The organism is Pseudoxanthomonas daejeonensis, assembly GCF_010093205.1.
In the GTDB taxonomy this organism is placed as follows: domain Bacteria; phylum Pseudomonadota; class Gammaproteobacteria; order Xanthomonadales; family Xanthomonadaceae; genus Pseudoxanthomonas; species Pseudoxanthomonas daejeonensis.
Genome location: NZ_PDWN01000003.1, coordinates 40,568 through 60,288 on the forward strand (window position 1 = coordinate 40,568; position 19,721 = coordinate 60,288).

The 19,721-nt window shown below is 68.8% G+C and carries 17 protein-coding genes; 14 read left to right on the forward strand and 3 right to left on the reverse strand.

All coding sequences use genetic code 11. The annotated features are described in order from the left end of the window. The first annotated feature begins 42 nt into the window (after positions 1-42). From CSC65_RS03415 to CSC65_RS03435, 5 genes are all read left to right on the forward strand, one after another. Entirely contained in the window at positions 43-321 is a 279-nt protein-coding gene (locus CSC65_RS03415) for a YfhL family 4Fe-4S dicluster ferredoxin (protein WP_162408586.1), read from the forward strand. Next, on the forward strand, positions 318-2,093 hold the full coding sequence (ggt, locus tag CSC65_RS03420; RefSeq protein ID WP_202922821.1) for a gamma-glutamyltransferase: 1,776 nt from the start codon (positions 318-320) through the stop codon (positions 2,091-2,093). Before CSC65_RS03415 ends, ggt begins: the two co-directional genes overlap by 4 nt. 65 nt (positions 2,094-2,158) lie before the next feature. After that, the gene (locus CSC65_RS03425) at positions 2,159-3,049 is read left to right on the forward strand and encodes an MBL fold metallo-hydrolase (protein WP_162408587.1); all 891 of its coding nucleotides are present in this window, start codon (positions 2,159-2,161) and stop codon (positions 3,047-3,049) included. Positions 3,050-3,090: 41 nt separating this feature from the next. Further along, entirely contained in the window at positions 3,091-3,498 is a 408-nt protein-coding gene (locus CSC65_RS03430) for an MAPEG family protein (protein ID WP_162408588.1), read from the forward strand. Next, positions 3,468-5,249 (forward strand): glycoside hydrolase family 9 protein, encoded by a 1,782-nt coding sequence (locus CSC65_RS03435; protein WP_162408589.1) that lies wholly within the window; start codon positions 3,468-3,470, stop codon positions 5,247-5,249. The genes CSC65_RS03430 and CSC65_RS03435 overlap by 31 nt, the downstream gene beginning before the upstream one ends. A gap of 68 nt (positions 5,250-5,317) precedes the next feature. Here CSC65_RS03435 and upp read toward each other — a convergent pair whose 3' ends face one another. Both upp and CSC65_RS03445 read right to left on the reverse strand, forming a co-directional pair. After that, positions 5,318-5,947, reverse strand: coding sequence for a uracil phosphoribosyltransferase (upp, locus tag CSC65_RS03440; protein ID WP_162408590.1), 630 nt, complete (start codon positions 5,945-5,947; stop codon positions 5,318-5,320). A 112-nt stretch (positions 5,948-6,059) separates the two neighbouring features. Further along, a complete protein-coding gene (locus CSC65_RS03445) occupies positions 6,060-8,405 on the reverse strand; it encodes a TonB-dependent receptor plug domain-containing protein (protein ID WP_162408591.1) in 2,346 nt (781 codons plus the stop codon). A 165-nt stretch (positions 8,406-8,570) separates the two neighbouring features. Between CSC65_RS03445 and CSC65_RS03450 the strand changes: the two genes are divergently transcribed. The 3 genes from CSC65_RS03450 to CSC65_RS03460 all read left to right on the forward strand — a co-directional run bounded on the left by CSC65_RS03450 (position 8,571) and on the right by CSC65_RS03460 (position 11,763). Then, complete coding sequence (locus tag CSC65_RS03450) at positions 8,571-9,701, forward strand: phytase (RefSeq protein WP_162408592.1); 1,131 nt, start codon at positions 8,571-8,573, stop codon at positions 9,699-9,701. Further along, positions 9,698-11,083: a purple acid phosphatase family protein gene (locus CSC65_RS03455; RefSeq protein WP_425501303.1), complete on the forward strand. Its 1,386-nt coding sequence runs from the start codon at positions 9,698-9,700 to the stop codon at positions 11,081-11,083. The genes CSC65_RS03450 and CSC65_RS03455 overlap by 4 nt, the downstream gene beginning before the upstream one ends. 65 nt (positions 11,084-11,148) lie before the next feature. Continuing rightward, on the forward strand, positions 11,149-11,763 hold the full coding sequence (locus tag CSC65_RS03460; protein WP_202922822.1) for an inorganic diphosphatase: 615 nt from the start codon (positions 11,149-11,151) through the stop codon (positions 11,761-11,763). Between the two features lie 84 nt (positions 11,764-11,847). Here CSC65_RS03460 and CSC65_RS03465 read toward each other — a convergent pair whose 3' ends face one another. Then, the gene (locus CSC65_RS03465) at positions 11,848-13,344 is read right to left on the reverse strand and encodes an aminotransferase class III-fold pyridoxal phosphate-dependent enzyme (protein ID WP_162408594.1); all 1,497 of its coding nucleotides are present in this window, start codon (positions 13,342-13,344) and stop codon (positions 11,848-11,850) included. 132 nt (positions 13,345-13,476) lie between these two features. Between CSC65_RS03465 and CSC65_RS03470 the strand changes: the two genes are divergently transcribed. The 6 genes from CSC65_RS03470 to secF all read left to right on the forward strand — a co-directional run bounded on the left by CSC65_RS03470 (position 13,477) and on the right by secF (position 19,639). Beyond that, on the forward strand, positions 13,477-13,908 hold the full coding sequence (locus tag CSC65_RS03470; protein ID WP_162408595.1) for an Lrp/AsnC family transcriptional regulator: 432 nt from the start codon (positions 13,477-13,479) through the stop codon (positions 13,906-13,908). A 33-nt stretch (positions 13,909-13,941) separates the two neighbouring features. Continuing rightward, positions 13,942-15,054, forward strand: coding sequence for a tRNA preQ1(34) S-adenosylmethionine ribosyltransferase-isomerase QueA (queA, locus tag CSC65_RS03475; protein ID WP_162408596.1), 1,113 nt, complete (start codon positions 13,942-13,944; stop codon positions 15,052-15,054). A gap of 102 nt (positions 15,055-15,156) precedes the next feature. Next, a complete protein-coding gene (tgt, locus tag CSC65_RS03480; protein ID WP_162408597.1) occupies positions 15,157-16,293 on the forward strand; it encodes a tRNA guanosine(34) transglycosylase Tgt in 1,137 nt (378 codons plus the stop codon). Between the two features lie 120 nt (positions 16,294-16,413). Beyond that, positions 16,414-16,755: a preprotein translocase subunit YajC gene (gene yajC / locus CSC65_RS03485; protein WP_162408598.1), complete on the forward strand. Its 342-nt coding sequence runs from the start codon at positions 16,414-16,416 to the stop codon at positions 16,753-16,755. A 58-nt stretch (positions 16,756-16,813) separates the two neighbouring features. After that, the gene (gene secD, locus CSC65_RS03490) at positions 16,814-18,655 is read left to right on the forward strand and encodes a protein translocase subunit SecD (RefSeq protein ID WP_162408599.1); all 1,842 of its coding nucleotides are present in this window, start codon (positions 16,814-16,816) and stop codon (positions 18,653-18,655) included. A gap of 18 nt (positions 18,656-18,673) precedes the next feature. After that, positions 18,674-19,639 (forward strand): protein translocase subunit SecF, encoded by a 966-nt coding sequence (gene secF, locus CSC65_RS03495; RefSeq protein WP_162408600.1) that lies wholly within the window; start codon positions 18,674-18,676, stop codon positions 19,637-19,639. Positions 19,640-19,721 lie beyond the last annotated feature (82 nt).

Sequence of the window (19,721 nt, forward strand, 5' to 3'; positions counted from 1 at the left end):
GCGGCGGGCATCGCCTGACGATGCCCGCTGTCGCAAACCACCGTGTCGCTCCGGATCAACGAACTCTGCGTCAATTGCGACGTCTGCGAGCCGGCCTGTCCCAACCAGGCCATCTCGATGGGCGAGACCATCTACGTGATCGACCCGGCCCGCTGCACCGAATGCGTCGGCCACTTCGACGAACCGCAATGCGTGGTCGTCTGCCCGGTCGAATGCATCGACCCCGATCCCGCGCATCCCGAGAGCCAGGAAGCGCTGCTGGCCAAGCTGCGCCGGCTCGAGCGCGAAAATCCCGAGATCTACCTGCCGGAGGCCCGATGACCCGTGCACTGCCGCGCCTGATGCTGGCGCTGTTCCTGTTTGTGCCGTCCGTGCTGCCGGCCGTTGCGCGCGCGGATGGGCGCACCGTCGCCAACGCACCTGCCGAAGTCGCGCAGCGTCCCGGCCAGGCGGCGATCGCCAGTGCGCACAAGCTGGCCACCGACGCCGGTTTCGAGGTGCTGGACAAGGGCGGCAACGCGTTCGACGCGGCGGTCGCCGTGTCGGCGGCGCTGTCGGTGGTCGAACCGATCAGTTCGGGCCTGGGCGGCGGCGGTTTCTTCCTCCTGCACCAGGCACAGGGCGCGGGCAAGGACGTCTTCATCGATGCGCGCGAGGCCGCACCGGCCGCCGCGACCATGGACCAGTACCGCACCGCCGACGGCAAACTGGACTCGGACCGTGCCGAGAACGGTCCCTGGGCCGCGGCCATCCCGGGCCTGCCGGCGGCACTGGTGCACGTTGCCGGCAAGTACGGCCGCCTGCCACTGGCCGAGAGCCTGGCCCCGGCGATCCGCCTGGCCCGCGACGGTTTTCCGGTTTACGCCAAGCTTGAGCGCGGCTATGCCGCGCGCCGTGACGTGATGGAGCGTTACCCCGGCACGCGCGCGGTATTCCTTGCCGGCGGGCAGCCGCCGCGGCAGGGCCAGCTGCTCAAGCAGCCCGACCTGGCACGGACGCTCGAACGGCTCGCCAGCCATGGCTTCGACGGTTTCTACCGCGGCCCGGTGGCGAAGAAGCTGGTCGCCGGCGTGCGCGCCGAAGGCGGGCGCTGGACTGCCGACGAGCTGGCCGCCTATCGCGTGCACGAACGCGAGCCGCTGCGCTTCGGCTATCGCGGCTGGGAGGTGGTTACCGCGCCGCCGCCCTCTTCCGGGGGCGTGGCGCTGGCGCAGATGATGCAGATCCTCGCTGGCTGGGACCTGGCCCGACTTGATCCGGCGCTGCGCACCCACCTGACCATCGAGTCGATGCGTCGCGCCTTTCGCGACCGCACCTTCTACCTGGGCGACCCGGACTTCGTGCACGTGCCGGTCGACGTGCTGACCAGTCCGCACTACGCGGCCGGCCTGCGGGCCACGATCAACCCCGAGAAGGCGACGCCCAGCGACAGTTTCTCGGGCCGGCCGACGCCGCTGGAGGACGACGAGACCACCCATTTCTCGATCGTCGACGCCGACGGCAACCGCGCAGCCGTCACCCAGACGGTGAACCTGCTGTTCGGCTCGGGCCTGGTGCCGCCGGGCACGGGCGTGCTGCTCAACAACGAAATGGATGACTTCGCCTTGCAGCCGGGCCAGCCCAATGCCTTCGGCGTGATGGGCTTCGAGGCGAATGCGCCGGCGCCGGGCAAGCGCCCGCTCAGCTCGATGACGCCGACCTTCATGGTCTCGCCCGACCACGTCGCCGTGCTGGGTACGCCGGGTGGCAGCCGCATCATCACCATGGTGCTGCTGGGCGCGCTGGGTTTCGCCGACGGCCTCGGCGCGCAGGAGGTCGCCGCCTTGCCGCGCTACCACCACCAGTGGATGCCCGACGTGGTCCAGGCCGAGAGCGGCGCCTTGGATCCCGATGTCGCGGCGAAACTGCGCGCGATGGGCCACGTGCTGAAACTGCCCGAGGACACCGTCAGCGGGCGTGCTTCCAGCCACACCTGGGGCAACATGCAGACGGTGTTCTGGGATCGCCGTGGCAACGTGTTGAGCGGGGGTAGCGATCCGCGCAATGACGTGGGCAGTGCGCAGGTGCGGGCGACGGCCCCGGTCGCGCCCTGAGCGCCGCGATTGGAGTAGAGGCCCGCGTTGCGGATTCTTAACCGGGCCGCCGCTAGCATTCGCGCATGAAACTCTGGTCCATCCGCGGCAATTCGCAGAAGCTCGACGGCGGCTCGATGTTCGGCAATGCGCCGAAGGCCATGTGGGAAAAGTGGTCGCCGCCCGACGAGCACAACCGCATCGACCTGGCCTGCCGCGCGCTGCTGGCCAGTCCGCTCAATGGCCGCACGGTGCTGTTCGAGACCGGCATCGGCGCGTTCTTCGAGCCGAAACTGCGCGAACGCTACGGCGTGCAGGAGGACCGCCACGTGCTGGTGGATTCGCTGCGCGCGGCCGGATTCGAGCACGAGGACATCGACGTGGTGGTGCTCAGCCACCTGCATTTCGACCACGCCGGCGGACTGCTCGCACCGTGGGCCGAAGGGCGTGCGCCGGAACTGCTGTTCCCGAACGCGACCTACCTGGTCGGTGCCGCGCACTGGGAGCGTGCCAGGCACCCGCATCCGCGCGACCGCGCCAGCTTCATCCCGGAACTTCCGGGCCTGCTGGAATCCAGCGGCCGGCTCGAGATCGTCGATGGCGCGCATTCGCGCGCGCTGGGCGAGTCGGTGCGTTTCAGCTTCAGCGACGGGCATACGCCTGGACTGATGCTGGCGGAGATCGCCGGGCCGGAAACGGTGGACGGCCAGCCACATGGCGGCGTCGTGTTCTGCGCCGACCTGATCCCCGGACGCTCCTGGGTGCACCTGCCGATCACCATGGGCTACGACCGCAACGCCGAGCTGCTGATCGACGAAAAGCGCGCCTTCCTGGAAGACAAGCTCGCGCGCAACGTGCACCTGTTCTTCACCCACGACCCCGGCTGTGCGCTGGCCCAGGTGGTGCGCGACGCGAAGGGGCGGTTCGGCACCGCCCACGAAGTCGCCGAATTGCAGGCCCGGCCGCTGGCAGCCTGAGGCTGGCACAATCGCCGGGTCTTCCGACCTGGACCTTGCGCATGGCCCCGACGCCCCGCATCTCCCTGCTGGTCGCTTCGCTGCACGTCCTGTTCTACCTGTTCCTGTCGATGCGAGTGATCCTGCATCGCAAGGCGCACCGGATCGGCGTGGGTACCGGCGGCAACGAGGCGATGACGCGCAGGGTGCGGGTCCATGCCAATTTCGCCGAGTACGTGCCGCTGGCCCTGCTGATGCTGGCCCTGCTCGAACTGTCCGGTACCGCCGCAGGCGTGTTGTGGGCCTGCGGTCTGGTGCTGCTGCTGGCGCGCGTGGCGCATGCGATCGGACTGGGTGGATCGGCCGGCTACTCCGCCGGTCGCTTCGGCGGCACGATCCTGACGTTCGCCGTGCTGCTGGCGATGGCGCTGCTCGGCGTATGGCGCTTCCTCGCGCAGGCCATGCTGTGAGCGCCGGGCTCGCGGCGCGGCTGCTCCTGCTGCTCGGTGGCATCGGGGCGTGTGTGGCGTGCCACACGCAGGATCCGTTCGCCGGAACGACGGCGCAGGCCGGCCAGGTGCGGATGAACCAGCTCGGCTTCCTGCCAGGCGCGCAGAAGCTGGCGGTCGTGGAAGGCGACCGCGCGCTTGCGTTCGTGGTGGAGCGCGAGGAGGGTGGCGGCGTGGTGCTCAGCGGGACGACCACGGCGCCCGCCGTGTGGAAGCCGGCACGGCGCGAGGCGGCCATCGCCGACCTCGGCGCGCTGACCGCGCCCGGGCGCTACCGGGTCCGGGTGGAGGGGTTGCCGCCTTCCGATCCGTTTCCGGTGGACGCGCAGGCCTATTCTGCATTGGCCGACGCATCGCTGAAGTCGTTCTACCTGATCCGTTCGGGCACGCCGGTCGAAGCCGCGCATGCGGGCCAGTTCGCGCGCGCAGCCGGCCATCCGGACGAAACCGTCGAGATCCACGCCTCCGCTGCGTCGCCGGGGCGCCCGGCCGGAACCGTGGTCTCCGCGCCCGGCGGCTGGTACGACGCCGGCGACTACAACAAGTACGTGGTCAATTCCGGCATCACCACCTGGACGCTGTTGGCGGCCTACGAACATTTCCCGGAATTCTTCCGCGGCCGCGAACTGGGCATCCCGGAAAGCGGCGACGGCGTGCCGGACATCCTCGACGAGGCCTGGTGGAACCTGCGCTGGATGCTGGCGATGCAGGATCCCGGCGACGGCGGCGTGTACCACAAGCTCACCAACCTGCGCTTCGACGGCATGGTGATGCCCGACCAGGCCGTCAAGCGTCGTTACATGGTCGGCCGTTCCACCGCGGCGGCGCTGGATTTCGCCGCAGTGATGGCCACTGCCAGCCGCGTCTATGCCAGCTACGAGGCGCAGTTTCCCGGCGAGCCGGCGCGGATGCGTGCGGCAGCCGAAGCCGCGTGGCGCTGGGCGCAGGCCCATCCCGATTCGTTCTACCGGCAGCCGCAGGACGTGCGCACGGGCGCCTACGGCGACGAGAAGCTGGACGACGAGTTCGCCTGGGCCGCGGCGGAGCTGTACCTGCTCACCGGCGATGCGCACTACCTCGAGGCGTTCGCCAGGCACGCACGCGATGCGGACGTGCCGAACTGGGCCGATGTCGGCGCGCTGGGCTGGATCTCCCTGGCCGCGCACCGCCAGCGGTTGCCCGCGGCGTCGCGGGATGCGGCGGAACGGCAGGTCGGCCAGCTCGCCGCGCGCCTGGCCGCGCAGTCGCGGGAGTCGCCATGGCGGGTGGCGATGCAGCCGCGCGACTTCGTCTGGGGCAGTAATGCCGTAGCGCTGAACCAGGCCATGGTGCTGCTGCAGGCCTACCGGCTGGAGCGGGAACGTACGTACCTGGACGCGGCGCAGTCGCAGCTGGACTACGTGCTCGGCCGCAATCCACTGGGCGTGTCCTTCGTCACCAGCCACGGACTGCGCACGCCGATGCACATCCACCACCGGCCGTCGCAGGCCGACGGCATCGCACCGCCGGTGCCGGGCCTGCTTTCCGGTGGGCCCAATCCGGGCCAGCAGGACCGGGCCGACTGCAAGGGCGTGGCGCACTACCGGAGCGCGGTGCCCGCGCTGTCGTGGATCGACCACGACTGCAGCTACGCCAGCAACGAGACCGCGATCAACTGGAACGCGCCCCTGGTCTACGTCAGTTCCGCGATCCAGTACCTGGCGCCCTTGTAGGCGCCGCCTGAAGTGGGCTCCTGCAGGAGAAAATCTGTTGGACGTGGACGCAGCGTCGCCCGACGCGGCTACAGGCGCGTGCCGAAGATGCGGTCGCCCGCATCGCCCAGGCCCGGCAGGATGTAGCCCTTCTCGTTGAGTCGCTGGTCGATCGCGGCCGTGTAGACCTCCACGTCCGGATGCGCCGCTTCCAGGTTCGCCAGCCCTTCGGGCGCGGCGACCAGGAAGACGCCCTTGATCCGGCGCGCGCCGGCGCGCTTGAGCATGTCGATGGTGGCGATCAGGGTGCCGCCGGTCGCCAGCATCGGATCCAGGATCAGCGCATCGCGCTCGTCGAGGCGGCCGGTCAGGCGCTCGAAGTACGGCACCGGTTGCAGCGTTTCCGCGTCGCGCGCCAGGCCCACCACGCTGACCTTGGCTGCGGGAATCAACGCCAGCACGCCCGGCAGCATGCCCAGTCCGGCGCGCAGGATCGGCACCACGGTGATCTTGGCTCCGGCAATGCGCCGCACCTGCACCTCGCCAGCCCAGCCGGGCAGGGTCGCCGCCTCGGTTTCCAGGTCGGCGGTGGCCTCGTAGGCGAGCAGGGTGCCCAGTTCGGTGACCAGTTCGCGGAAGCCCTTGGTGCTCAGTCCGGCATCGCGCAGCAGGCCGATCTTGTGCTGGACCAGCGGGTGGCGGACTTCGACGGTTTTCATGGCAGCGGCTCCGGATTTGCGGGCAGTCTGCCTCAACGCGCCTGCCGGTTGGAAGCGGCGCAGACGGAAAAAGCCGGCTTGCACCGGCTCTCCCGTGGCTTGTCGTCGCCGATCAGAACGACCAGCGCATGACCAGCTGGTAGCGCGGGCCGGCCCATTCGGACTCGATTTCGTACTCGTCGAAATCGCGGTCGACCTGGTCGGCCTGGTTGTCGAACTTGCTGAAGTACTCGCGCTTCTTCGCATCAAGCAAGTTGGCGCCGCTCAGGCGCACCGAGAAGCTGTTGCCGAAGCGCTTCTCGACGAACACTTCCAAGTCGGCGTCGTAGGTGGTCAGCACTTCCTCGCCCAGGACCCGGGCGAACGCATCGCCCTGCTTGCGGTAGCTGGCGCCGAACGAGGCCGCCAGGTCCGGCAGGTCCTGGATGAAGCCGACGTTGTAGACGTACCTGGCCTGGTTGTTGAAGCGGCGCTTGCCGATGAAGTCCTCGATCTCGCTGTCCAGCCAGGAGTAGTTGGCGAACACGCCGGTGTTGGGCAGGCCGATCACCGTCAGCGGCGCGGCCACGTCCAGCTCCACGCCCCAGACCTGCCCGTCGCCGACGTTGTCCATCGTGTAGATGAAGCTGGTGGGCTCGAACGGGACCGCCGCCTCGGCGGTGTCCTGGTCCACGCCGTTGTCGTCCATGTAGTCCTCGACGTCGTCGGCCCAGTCGTCGTACGCGGTTTCGTTGGGCACGCCTGTGTTGACCAGCTCGATCACGTCCTTGACGTCGCGGTAGAAGAAGTTGATGCCCGCCACGCCGCGCTCGCCCAGCTGCTGCTCGAAGCCCAGGTCCAGGCCGTTGGCGGTTTCCGGCTCCAGCAGAGGGTTGCCGATGAAGTCGTTGTCGCCGAACTCTTCCGGGAGCAGGGCCGGGATGATGTCGTTGAAGTCCGGGCGGCGCAGGCTGCGCGCCACGGAGAAGTTGATCCGGCTGGCCTCGGTCAGGTCCCACTTCAGGTGCGCCGAAGGCAGGAGCACGTCGTAGTCCTGCGAGACGGTCTCGGCCGGATCGTCCAGCGCGCCGCGATAGCTGATCTCCGAGTCGGTGGTCTCCCAGCGCAGGCCCGCTTCCCAGGACAACGCGCCGGCGCTGCTGGAGAACATCAGGTAGGGGTCCAGACGGGTTTCGTTGATCAGGCTGTGGACAACGCCGTCCTCTTCGTAGACGACCGGGTCGCCTTCGTCGTCGGCCTCGAAGGCGTAGTACACGTGGGTGGTGTCGCGCTTCTTGTCGCGGTAGTCCACGCCGAATTCCATGCGCACCGCCGAGTCGCCCAAGTCGCGCTTGTGCGCGGCCTTCAGGCCGGTCTCGCGATCATCCACGTCGATGTCCAGCGCCTCGGCCTCGTGCGCGTCCCACTCGCCGTCGACGAACTCGATCTTCTCCTCGCTCTCGTTGCTGCGGTCCTTGAAGCCGGCGTACTTGATGCCGAACTCGGTGGTGCCGCCGGCCATGTCCTGCACGTACTCGATGCCCAGGCCCCAGTTGGACTGGTCGACCTGCGTCAGGCCCGGAACGTCGGAGGTGACCACCTCGTCGCCGTCGTACTCCTCCTCGTGGGAAACCTCGACCTGTTCGCGATCGGTCTTGACGTAGAAGCCGTCGATCGACACCCGGCCGGTCTGGCCCACTTCGGCGGTGTAGGACACGTTGCCCGAGTAGTCCTGGCCGTCGCGCGTGTCGGTCTGGTCTTCCCAGGAGACCAGGTTCATGTCGTCCGGATTGTCGAAGCGGTCGCTGCGCTTGACCTTCGGGTTGTAGCGGTCCTGCACGTTGAAGCCGGCGAGGATGCGGCCGCCCAGCGCCTCGCCCGAGGCCACGCCGCCGTAGGTCGGCTGGATCTCGCCGTCGTCGTAGCGCATCGCGCCGACCCGCAGGTAGGCGCCGTCGAATTCGTAGGCGTCGCGCAGGACGATGTTGACCGCGCCGGCGATCGCGTCGCCGGACCGGTTCGCACTGCCGGAGCGGATGATCTCGATGCGCTCGACCATTTCGGCGGGGATCCGATCGACCCAGAACGAGCGGTCGTCTCCGGCGCCGGGCACGTCCTTGCCGTTGATCAGCACGCGGGTGTAGCTCGGTGCCAGGCCGCGCAGCTGCACCGCGTCGTACTCGAGCACGTCGGAGACGAACGCGGCGCTGGGCAGGCGCTTGATCATGTCGCCCACGGTGGACGGCTCGAAGCGCTGGAAGTATTCCAGGTCGTAGGACAGCACCGGCGCGATGTCGGCGGTGCGGTTGCGGTAGGTGATCTCGCCCTGCACCACGACGGTGTCGAGCTGGCGGGGCTCGCCCGATGCTTCGGCGGATCCGTCCGGCGCGGCGGAGTGCGCGAATGCTGTGCCGGCGGGCAACAGTACGGCGCAGGCGAGGGCGCGTGTCAGGGCAGTGGCGAGGGTGTTGCGCTTCATCGGGATGGAAGTTCCGTGGGGGGTAAATGAACGGAACTTTCACCGCGCGATGTGGCACCGATGTGACACGAGCCTTCTCGTCATGCGCGCCGGGTTCTCGTGGTTGTCACAATTGCTTCATAGGATTCTCCGCATTCCGTCAAACCACCATCCGGGGATACCTGCATGAGTTTCCGCTGTCTTGTACCGGCGTTCGTCCTGCTGCTCGCTTCCTGTTCGACCGCACCCCTCGCCGGCACCGGTGACGGGCGCGAGCCGGACGAATACGAGGCCGACGACGTCCTGTTGCGGAACCATGACGTGCCGCACGTGGTGGTGCGGGAAGCGTTCATTACCGCGTCGACGCCGGATGACAACATCGACTCGCCCGCCAGTTGGTCCCAGGATGGGCGGCGCATGCTCGTGGCCACGGCCAAGGCCACCGACCTGCTGGTGGTCTACGACGGCGACACGGGCCAGCGCCTGCGCACGGTTGGCGGCACCGGAACCGCACTGGGCAAGCTGCAGCGTCCCAACGGCATCGCCACCATCGATGACCGTTACGCCTTCGTGGTCGAGCGCGACAACCGCCGCGTGCAGATGTTCCAGTTGCCGGACTTCACCCCGCTGCTGGCGTTCGGCGACGACGCCCTGCAACAGCCCTACGGATTGTGGGTACGGCGCAAGGGCGACGGTTACGAGGTCCTGGTCAGCGACGCCTACATGGCGGGTGAGGACGCCCAGGGGGAGGACATCGTTCCACCGCTGGCGCAGCTTGACCGCCGCTTCCGTCGCTACGAGCTGAGTCACGCCAGCGGGGCGTGGAGCGCACGCGCGGCGGGCACCTTCGGCGATACCAGCGCGGCCGGTGCGATCAGGGTGCCCGAGTCGCTGTTCGGCGACGCCGACAACAACCGCCTGCTGGTGGCCGAGGAGGATGTGCCCACCGGGACCCGGTTGCGCGAATACGACCTGCAGGGTCGCTACCTCGGCCGCGACGTGGGGCGAGGGCAATACGTCGCCCAGGCCGAAGGCATCGCGCTGATGCGTTGTGCCGACGGCAGCGGCTGGTGGGTGGCCAGCGACCAGTTCGCCGACCGCACCGTGTTCCACCTGTTCGACCGCCGCAGCCTGGCCCACGCCGGTTCCTTCGCTGGCGAGAAGGCCGGGCTGACCGACGGCGTATGGCTGGACGCACGCGGTGACGCGCGCTTCCCGGAGGGCGTGTTCTACGCCTCCCACCTGGACCTGGGGGTAGCCGCGTTCGACTGGCGCGACATCGCCGCCGCGCTGGGGCTGCCGAAGTGCATGCGTTGAGGCGTGGCATCGGGCGCACGGCGCAGGCGCTGCTTGCCGTCGCGCTTTCGTTGGGGTCCCTGCCGGCACTCGCGCAGGAGGCCGCGCGGCTGCCGGAGCCGAACACCCGCGTGCCGCCGGGCGTCGTGCGCTATGCGCCCACCGTGTTCCCCGACCGCGTCGTCGCCTCGCCGGCGCAGGCGGCGGCGACCGGCTTCTCGGTCGCATGGCGTACCGACGCGAGCGTCGACTCGCCGCTGCTGGAAGTGGTGGTGGCGGGCGACTCTCCCGACATGGGCGCGCCGGTACGGGCGAGGGCGACATCGCGCGAACTGCGTACCGAGAACGGCACGGCGCACCACCACCGTGCCGAGGTCGGCGGGCTGCAGCCGGACACGCTTTATGCCTGGCGCGTGCAGGGGGGCGGCACCTGGAGCGCCTGGCACCACACCCACACAGCCGCGGCGTCCGGTGCGCCGCTGACCCTGCTGTACTTCGGCGATACCCAGAACAAGAACGTCAGCCTCACCACCCGCGTGGTGCGCGAGGCGATGCGGCAGGCGCCAGACGCACGGCTGGCGCTGTTCGCCGGTGACCTGGTCAGCGGCGGCGATGGCGAGGACGACAACGAATGGGGCGAGTGGTTCGAAGCCGGCGGAGCACTGCCGACTTCGATGGTAGTCGCGCCGGCGCCGGGCAACCACGAATACTTCGAGGAGTTCGAGGACACCCCGCAGGAGCGCCGCGTGCTCGGCGCGCACTGGCCACTGCAGTTCGCGCTGCCCGGCAACGGGGCACCGGGTGCCGAGCGCACCAGCTACTGGTTCGACTACCAGGACGTGCGCGTGGCGGTCGTCGATGGCACCTCGGCACTGGACCTCGGCACGGCGCAGGCACAGGCACGCTGGCTGGAAAGCGTGCTGTCGGCCAGCACCGCGCGCTGGAACATCGTGTTGACCCACCAGCCGTTCTACTCGCCGCGCGAAGGCCGCGACAATGCGATGCTGCGCCGGCACCTGCTGCCGGTGATCCGCAGGCATCGCGTCGACCTGGTCCTGCAGGGTCACGACCATGTCTACGGGCGGCGCCTGGCGGGTGACGAGCCGACACCGGTGTTCGTGGTGTCCGTGGCCGGCGCCAAGCAGTACCGGCTGGCGGAACAGGCCCGCAAGACGATGCGGCCCGTCGCCGAGGACATCCAGCTGTTCCAGGTGCTGCGCATCGAGGGCGATCGGCTGCGCTACGAGGCGCGCACCGCCACCGGGCGGCTCTACGATGCCTTCGAACTGGTGGACGAGGGCGACGCGAGGCGCTTGGTCGAGTTGCCTGAAGGTCGCATCGAGGAACGCAACTGCGCGCGGGCGCAGACCCTGAAGGGCCGCGCCGACCGGTGCTGGGAATGAGCGGCGCCGTGCGTCCGCCCGCGGCCCGGGTGCGCCGGCGTGCCAAGCCCGTGTGCATGCGCGCCATGGCATGGCTCTGCCTGCTTGCGCTGCCATGGACCGCGGCCGCGCTGGAGCCGCAGGTGCGCCATCCGTTCCTCGCCACGCAGCCGGAACAGGCGCCGGACGAAGTGCTGCTGGCGGTCGAGATCCCCGCCGGCAGCTTCACCAAGTACGAGATCAACGAGGCAGGCCTGCTCTACGTCGACCGCTTCCAGTCGATGCCGGTGGCCCATCCGGCCAATTACGGTTCGATGCCGCGCACGCTGGCCGGCGACGGCGACCCGCTGGATGCGCTGGTGCTGACCCGCGAGCCGCTGAGTCCGGGCGTGCTGGTCAGGTTCCGCCCGATCGGCGTGCTGCGCATGCTCGACAAGGGCGAGCAGGACGAGAAGATCATCGGTGTGCCGACCGACAAGGTCGATCCGACCTACGCCGGCATCCGCGACCTGGCCGACCTGCCGCTGGTCGAGCGCCAGCGCATCGAGGCGTTCTTCAGGGTCTACAAGGACCTGCCCGAGGGCCGCAATCCGGTCGAACTGCATGGCTGGGGCGATGCCGCCGAGGCGAAGGCGAAGATCGCCGGGTCGCTGCGCCGGTTCGATGAGCACGACGCGCAGGCAGGCAAGCCCGCGCGATAGCGGCAAGGAGCGGAAGGGCTCGCCCGGAAACGCGAACGCCCGGTCCAGGCCGGGCGTTCGCGCATGCGCAGGATGGGGAAGTGCTCAGGCCGCCGAGGCCTGCTCCCGTTGCGGACCCTCGCGCAGGGCGCGACCGACCAGCGACACCAGCAGGTCGAGCTCTTCCTCGTCCATGCCGAAGTGCGGGGTGAAGCGCAGCGAGTTCTCGCCGCCGTGGATCACGTTGACGCCCTGCTGGCGCAACCATTCCTCGGTGGAGCCGGCGCCGTAGCACTTGAACTGGGGGGCCAGTTCGCACGAGAACAGCAGGCCGGTGCCCTGGACCTTGGTGATCAGGCCACCGAGTTCGGCCTTGAGGCGTTCGAGTTTCTGCACGGCCTGTGCGCCGCGCACGCGGATGTTCTCGCGCACCTGCGGGGTCAGCAGGGCCAGCGTCGCGCAGGCCACTTCCAGCGCGCGCGGATTGGTGGTCATGGTGTTGCCGTACACGCCCTTGCGGTACAGCGAGGCGGCGTGCGCGGTCACCGCCAGCACCGACAGCGGGAACTGGGCGGCGTTGAGCGCCTTGGAGTAGGTCTCCATGTCCGGCGGTTCGACGCCCTCGAAGCCGGGGTAGTCGACCAGCGAGAGCACGCCATGCGCGCGCAGGCCGGCCTGGATCGAATCGATCAGCAACAGGCTGCCGTGGTCGCGGGTCAGTTCGCGCGCGGCGGCGTAGAACTCCACCGGCACGGCGCGGCCCGGGTCGCCTTCGCCCATGACCGGCTCCAGGAACACCGCTTCGATGAACCAGCCTTTCGTCGCCGCGTCGGCGAAGGCCTGGCGCAGCGCGGCCACGTCGTAGGGCGGGATCACGATCACCGAGTCCTCGCCGCGGTAGCTGGCCAGGTGCTGCACGTAGGCGCGGCGGCTGGAATCGGAATACAGGCCCGGGCGGTCGGTCCGGCCATGGAAGCTGCCCTTGACCACGACGCGCTTGATCGTCGCGCCGGCGTGGCGCGCGCCCGGGTCGGTCTGAAGCTTGGCGGCGATGTCGACGATGCGGGTGGCCAGGCCCACGGCTTCGGAGCCGGAGTTGAGGCACATGAAGCGCTCGTAGGGGCAACCGCCGCGGGACTGCCCGATTTCCCGGCGCAGCGCGCCGATGAAGCGGTGCTGGGCCAGGTTGGGGGTCATCACGTTGGCCATCACCTGCGGCCGGGCCATCGCCTCGAGCACCGCGGCCGGGGCGTGGCCGAAGCCGAGCATCCCGTAGCCGCCGGCGTCGTACAGCACGGCGCCCTTGAGGGTCACCACCCAGGGGCCACGCGCGGCGAGGGCGACATAGGGGGTGATGCAGTCGTCGGCATAGAAGTTGACGAAGCCGGCCTGCAGCGCCTCGATCTGCGCGCTTTCGTCCAGGTCGAGCAGCCCGGTGATGTCATTGCGCAGGCGGGCGTACTCCGCAGCGGCAGCCTCGATGGCGGCGGACAGGTCCGGATGCGAGCCCGCCAGGCGGGTGACGCTGGCGTCGTCCAGGCCGGCGGTCAGGCGTTGGCCTGCGTGCGAGCGCAGAGGGGCGAGGGGGGCAAGGACGGACATGCGGATCTCCCGGACAAAGGGCCCTGACAATGGGCTATCAGCCTATTATCTGGATGGGATCGTCGATTGGCAGCTATGATCCGCGCAGGAATCCATTGAATTTCGTCGAATCGACGAAACCGGACGGGCGAATTGAAGATCACCGATGCCGACGAACAGCTCCTGTCCCTGCTCAGGGAGGACGCGCGCGCCTCGACCGCGCAGATCGCGCGCCGTCTCGACCTGTCGCGGACCACGGTGCAGAGCCGGATCGACCGGCTCGAGCGCGCCGGCGTGATCCGCGGCTACACCGTGCGCGTGGACGAAGGCGTGGAGCAGGCGCGGATCCGGGCGCACATCATGATCACCGTGTTTCCCAAGAAGATGGCTGTGGTGGTCAAGGAACTGCACGCGATCCCGGAAGTGCGCACGCTGCAGTCCGTCAGCGGCACTTACGACCTGGTCGCGCTGGGCGTGGTGGCCGACGTGCACCAGATGGACCTGCTGACCGACCGGATCGGCGCGATCGACGGGGTCGAGCGCACCTCCTCGGCCATCGTGCTGTCGACCAAGTTCGAGCGCTGAGGCTTCGCGGGCCAACCGGGGCGGGCCGCTACAATGGGCGGCTTCCACCCGCGCCCAGGCGCCCGCCGAACCGCTGCCTTGAAGAAGTCCGATTTCAACTACGCGCTGCCTGAGGAACTGATCGCCCAGGCCCCGCTGGCGGAGCGATCCGCCAGCCGGTTGCTGCTCGTGCCGCCGGTCACGGGTGCGTTCTCCGACCTGCAGGTGCGCGACCTGCCCGGGTTGCTGCAGCCGGGCGACCTGCTCGTGTTCAACGACACCCGGGTGATCCCGGCGCGCCTGTTCGGACAGAAGGACAGCGGCGGCCGGGTCGAGATCCTGATCGAACGGCTGCTGCCCGGCGAGCAGGCGCGTGCCCAGGTACGCGCAAGCAAGTCGCCCAAGCCGGGCAGCAAGATCGCGCTGGACGGCGGCGGCCGGGCCGAGGTGCTGGGTCGCGATGGCGAGTTCTACGACCTGCGCTTCGAGGTCAAGGGCGGACTGGAGGCGTGGCTGCTGAAGGTCGGCCGCCTGCCATTGCCGCCCTACATCCGCCGCGAGCCGGGCCAGGACGATGCCGAGCGCTACCAGACCGTGTTCGCCAGGCAGGTGGGCGCCGTGGCCGCGCCCACCGCCGGCCTGCACTTCGACGAGCCGCTGCTGGCCACGCTGCGCGAGCGCGGAGTGCAGTTCGGACACGTGACCCTGCACGTGGGCGCGGGCACCTTCCAGCCGGTGCGGGTGGACGACGTGCGCCAGCACACCATGCACAGCGAATGGCTCAACGTCGGCGCCGAGCTCGTCGCGCAGGTGAGGCGCACGCGCGAAGCCGGGGGCAGGGTGGTGGCGGTGGGTACGACGGTGGTGCGCGCGCTCGAGAGCGCGATGCGCGACGGCGAGCTCGCGCCTTTTGCCGGCGAAACCCGTATTTTCATCTTCCCCGGCTACCGGATCCGCAGCGTCGACGCGCTGCTGACCAACTTCCACCTGCCCGAAAGCACCTTGCTGATGCTGGTGTCGGCCTTCGCCGGCAAAGAGCGGGTGTTCGATGCCTACCGCCACGCGGTGGAGCAGCGTTACCGCTTCTTCTCCTACGGCGACGCGATGCTGCTGTGGGGGCAGGATTCCCAGGCGCGAAGACGCGCCGCAGCCACTGCCTGGGCCTAGCCCGAGCCGCGCCGGCCCCGGGGACTTGCGTCGCCAGCCGCCACGCATCCGGTGCGGAAGCCGATCGGCGACAATACGTCCCCCAACGTCCCCAGTAGTTCAATGTCCCGATTGCAGTTCCAGCTCCAGACCACCGATGGCGCGGCGCGCCGCGGCCGCCTGGCTTTCCCGCGCGGCACGGTGGAGACGCCGGCGTTCATGCCGGTCGGCACCTATGGCTCGGTCAAGGGCGTGCTGCCGGACCAGGTCCGCGCGCTGGGCGCCGAGATCATCCTCGGCAACACCTTCCACCTGTACCTGCGTCCGGGCCTCGAGGTGATCGGCGCGCATGGCGGCCTGCACGGCTTCACCCGCTGGAACGGGCCGATCCTCACCGATTCGGGTGGTTTCCAGGTGTTCTCGCTGGCGCACCGGCGCAAGATCACCGAGCAGGGCGTGACCTTCGCTTCGCCGACGGATGGCGCCAAGGTGTTCCTGGGCCCGGAGGAGAGCATGCGCATCCAGCAGGTGCTCGACTCGGACGTGGTGATGATCTTCGACGAGTGCACGCCGTACCCGGCCACCGCGGACGTCGCCCGGCGTTCGATGGAGCTGAGCCTGCGCTGGGCGCAGCGTTCGCGCAACGCGCACGACGAACTGGGCAACGACGCCGCACTGTTCGGCATCGTCCAGGGCAGCGTCTATCCGGACCTGCGCAGCCGTTCGCTGGATGGCCTGCATGCGATCGGCTTCGACGGCTATGCGATCGGTGGCCTGGCGGTGGGCGAGCCCGAGCACGAGCGCAACGCCATGCTCGAACACCTGCATCCACGCCTGCCGGCCGACCGGCCACGCTACCTGATGGGCGTGGGCCGTCCCGAGGACCTGGTCGAAGGCGTGGCTCGCGGCGTGGACATGTTCGATTGCGTGATGCCGACCCGCAACGCCCGCAACGGGCACTTCTTCACTTCCTTCGGCACGGTCCGGATCCGCAACGCGAAGTACGAGCGCGACATGGACCCGATCGAGCCGGGCTGCGGCTGCGTGGCTTGCGCCGGTGGCTACACCCGCAGCTACCTGCGCCACCTGGACCGCTGCAACGAGATGCTGGCGCCGATGCTCGGCACCCTGCACAACCTCTGGTACTACCAGAAGCTGATGGCCGACATGCGCGCGGCGATCGAGGCAGGCCGGTTCCAGGCCTTCCGGACGGGGTTCTACGCGGCCCGCGGCGCTGCCGTGCCCGCCGATCCGGCCTGACCGGTAGCCCCCATGGGGAACCCCGGGCCGTAAAACCGGTCACAGGCAGGCCTTGCAACCGGCCCGGGTCGCCCCTATGGCATACTCCGCGGCTATTTTCCGCAAAACTGGACGATCCCGATGAGCTTCCTCGACCTCCTGATCCCGGCCGCCCATGCCCAGGCCGCCGGTGGCCAACCGCAGGGCGGCGGCTTCGGCATGCTGCTGTTCCCGATCATCCTGATCGCGATCATGTACTTCCTGATGATCCGCCCGCAGATGAAGCGGCAGAAGGAACACAAGGGCATGCTCGACAAACTGTCGCGCGGCGACGAGGTCATCACCTCGGGCGGCGTGGCCGGCACGGTCACCGACATCGGCGACAACTTCGTCACCGTCGAGATCGCCGACAACGTGCGCGTCCGCGTGCAGAAGGCGGCCATCGGCAACGTGCTGCCCAAGGGCACCCTGAAGTCCGCCTGATCCTCCCGTCCCACCGATGAGCGTGGTCCCGCGGGGCGGGACCGCGCGGGGTCCCGCAATGCTCGAATTTCCCCGCTGGAAGTACTTCGTCATCCTGCTGGTGCTGGCGCTCAGCGTGGTCTACGCGCTGCCCAACATCTACCAGAGTGACTACGCCGTACAGATCACCGGCAACCGTGGCGCGGCGCTGGATGATGCGCTGAAGACCCGGGTCGGTGGCTACCTCGAGGCCGCCGCCGTGCAGCCCAAGTCGGTGGCGGTGGAAGGCGACAGCCTGATGGTCCGCCTGGCCGACGCCAACGCGCAGACCCTGGCCGCGGACGCGTTGCGCAGCAACCTGGGCGAGAACTACACCGTCGCCCTGAACCTGGCCTCCAATGTGCCGCCGTGGCTGGACCGGATCGGCGCCGCTCCGATGGTGCTGGGCCTGGACCTTCAGGGCGGCGTGCACTTCGTGCTGCAGGTCGACCAGAAGGCCGCGCTGGAGAAGCGCGTCGATGCCTACGTGGAAGACGTGCGCGTGACCCTGCGCGACAACCGCATCCGCTACACCGCGGTCGACCGTCGCGCCGACCACAGCATCGCCATCACCCTGGCCTCCGACGCCGACCCGGCCAAGGCCCGCGAGCAGCTGGCCAAGGTGATGCCGACCCTGGCCGTGGAAGGCGCGGGCAGCCGTATGGTCGTGAGGATTCCGGAAGCCGAACTGGGTGCCATTTCCGAAGGTGCGCTGAAACAGAATATCGACACCCTGCGCAATCGCGTCAACGAGCTGGGCGTGGCCGAGCCGATCATCCAGCGCCAGGGCAACGACCGTATCGTCGTGCAGCTGCCCGGCGTGCAGGACACCGCGGCGGCCAAGCGCATGATCGGTGCTACCGCGACGCTCGAATGGCGCGCGGTGATCGACGGCAATGCCGCCGATGCTGTCGCCAGCGGTCGCGTGCCACCGGAAGCCAAGGTTTTCTACCGCCGCACCGGTGAGCCAGTTCTGCTGAGCAAGCGCGTGATTGTCACCGGGGATCAGATGCAGACCGCCTCGGCCATGGTTGACCAGAATGGCCAGCCGGGCGTCAGCGTGACCCTGAGCAACGTGGGCGGCGACCGCATGTTCGACTTCACCAGCGCCAACGTCGGCAAGCCGATGGCGGTGGTGTTCACCGAGCGCGTCCCGCAGGTGACCATGGTCAATGGTGAGGAGGTGCGCAGCTTCCGGGTCAGGGAAGAGGTGATCAACACCGCCACCATCCAAGGCGTATTCGGCAAGAATTTCCAGACCACCGGTCTTGAGAAGGCCGAGGCCGAGGACCTGGCCAAGCTGCTGCGCGCCGGCTCGCTGGCCGCGCCGATGGACTTCGTCGAAGAGCGCATCGTCGGCCCGAGCCTGGGCGCGGAGAACGTGGAGCGCGGCGTGACCGCGGTGCTGTACGCGTTCCTGTTCACCCTGGTGTTCTTCGGCGTGTACTACCGCATGTTCGGCCTGATCACCGGCGTGGCGCTGATGTTCAACCTGCTGATCGTGGTCGCGGTCATGTCGCTGTTCGGCGCAACCATGACCTTGCCGGGCTTCGCCGGCCTGGCCCTGTCGATCGGCCTGTCGGTGGACGCCAACGTGCTGATCAACGAGCGCATCCGCGAGGAACTGCGTGCCGGCGTGCCGCCGAAGACCTCGATCGTCACCGGTTACGACAAGGCCAGCGGCACCATCCTCGACGCCAACCTGACCGCGATCATCGCCGGCATCGCCCTGTACGCCTTCGGCACGGGCCCGCTGAAGGGCTTCGCCGTGACCCTGATGATCGGCATCCTGGCGTCGATGTTCACCGCCATCACCGTCTCGCGCGCGATCGTCACGCTGGTCTATGCCCGCCGCAAGAAGCTCAAGTCCCTGGCCATCTGACGGGAAGCAAACACACACATGAATATCTTCCCGCTGACCCTGATCCCGAACGACACCCGCATCGACTTCATGCGGATGCGCTGGGTGTCCCTGACCATCGCGGCGCTGCTGTTCGTCGCCTCGATCGGTACCGTCGTCGTCAATGGCTTCAACTACGCCCTGGACTTCACCGGCGGCACCGTGGTCGAGGTGCGGTTCGACCATGCGGTCGACATCGATGGCGTGCGCGAACGCCTGGCTTCGGCCGGTTACGAGGGCGCGCAGGTGCAGAGTTTCGGCAGCGGCAACGACCTGCTGGTCCGCCTGCAGCCGCGCGATGGCCAGACCACCACCGATGCCAACAACCGCACGGCGCAGGAGGTGCTTGCCGCCGCGTCCCTGCCCGACAACGCCGCGAACCTGCAGCGCACGGAGTTCGTTGGCCCGCAGGTGGGTGACGAGCTGGCCCGCAACGGCCTGTACGCGGCGCTGTTCGTGGTGGTGGGCTTCCTGATCTACATCGGCGCCCGCTTCGAGTGGAAGTTCGCGGTCGTGGCCACCGCGACCACGTTGTTCGACGTGCTGGTGACGGCGGCGTTCTTCTCCTGGACCGGCCGCGATTTCGACCTGACCGTACTCGCCGGCCTGCTGGCGGTGATGGGCTTCTCGATCAACGATACCATCGTGGTGTTCGACCGCGTCCGCGAGAATTTCCGCAGCCTGCGCGTCGAGCCGCTGGAAGTGATGAACCGCTCGATCAACCAGACCCTGTCGCGCACGATCATCACCTCGGTGGTGTTCTTCCTGTCGGTGCTGGCGCTTTACCTGTACGGCGGCGGCTCGCTGGAAGGCCTGGCCATGAGCCAGATGATCGGTGCGGTGATCGGCACGCTGTCCTCGATCTTCATCGCCTGCCCGCTGCTGACGGTAGGTTTCCTCAAGGTCACCAAGCAGGACCTGCTGCCCAAGGCCAAGGACGAAGAGGCGCTGGCGCGGCGCCCGTAACAGGGCCGCGGCAACGCCACAGAAAAGCCGCCCCTCGGGGCGGCTTTTTCTTTGACCGTGCCGCAGGTGCGGCAGGGATGGG

Bases quoted from the DNA above. Each gene is read 5' to 3' on its own strand.
- ggt (WP_202922821.1), top strand. From the start codon at position 318: ATGACCCGTGCACTGCCGCGCCTGATGCTGGCGCTGTTCCTGTTTGTG.
- CSC65_RS03425 (WP_162408587.1), top strand. From the start codon at position 2,159: ATGAAACTCTGGTCCATCCGCGGCAATTCGCAGAAGCTCGACGGCGGC.
- CSC65_RS03430 (WP_162408588.1), top strand. From the start codon at position 3,091: ATGGCCCCGACGCCCCGCATCTCCCTGCTGGTCGCTTCGCTGCACGTC.
- CSC65_RS03435 (WP_162408589.1), top strand. From the start codon at position 3,468: ATGGCGCTTCCTCGCGCAGGCCATGCTGTGAGCGCCGGGCTCGCGGCG.
- upp (WP_162408590.1), bottom strand. From the start codon at position 5,947: ATGAAAACCGTCGAAGTCCGCCACCCGCTGGTCCAGCACAAGATCGGC.
- CSC65_RS03445 (WP_162408591.1), bottom strand. From the start codon at position 8,405: ATGAAGCGCAACACCCTCGCCACTGCCCTGACACGCGCCCTCGCCTGC.
- CSC65_RS03450 (WP_162408592.1), top strand. From the start codon at position 8,571: ATGAGTTTCCGCTGTCTTGTACCGGCGTTCGTCCTGCTGCTCGCTTCC.
- CSC65_RS03460 (WP_202922822.1), top strand. From the start codon at position 11,149: ATGGCATGGCTCTGCCTGCTTGCGCTGCCATGGACCGCGGCCGCGCTG.
- CSC65_RS03465 (WP_162408594.1), bottom strand. From the start codon at position 13,344: ATGTCCGTCCTTGCCCCCCTCGCCCCTCTGCGCTCGCACGCAGGCCAA.
- queA (WP_162408596.1), top strand. From the start codon at position 13,942: ATGGGCGGCTTCCACCCGCGCCCAGGCGCCCGCCGAACCGCTGCCTTG.
- tgt (WP_162408597.1), top strand. From the start codon at position 15,157: ATGTCCCGATTGCAGTTCCAGCTCCAGACCACCGATGGCGCGGCGCGC.
- yajC (WP_162408598.1), top strand. From the start codon at position 16,414: ATGAGCTTCCTCGACCTCCTGATCCCGGCCGCCCATGCCCAGGCCGCC.
- secD (WP_162408599.1), top strand. From the start codon at position 16,814: ATGCTCGAATTTCCCCGCTGGAAGTACTTCGTCATCCTGCTGGTGCTG.
- secF (WP_162408600.1), top strand. From the start codon at position 18,674: ATGAATATCTTCCCGCTGACCCTGATCCCGAACGACACCCGCATCGAC.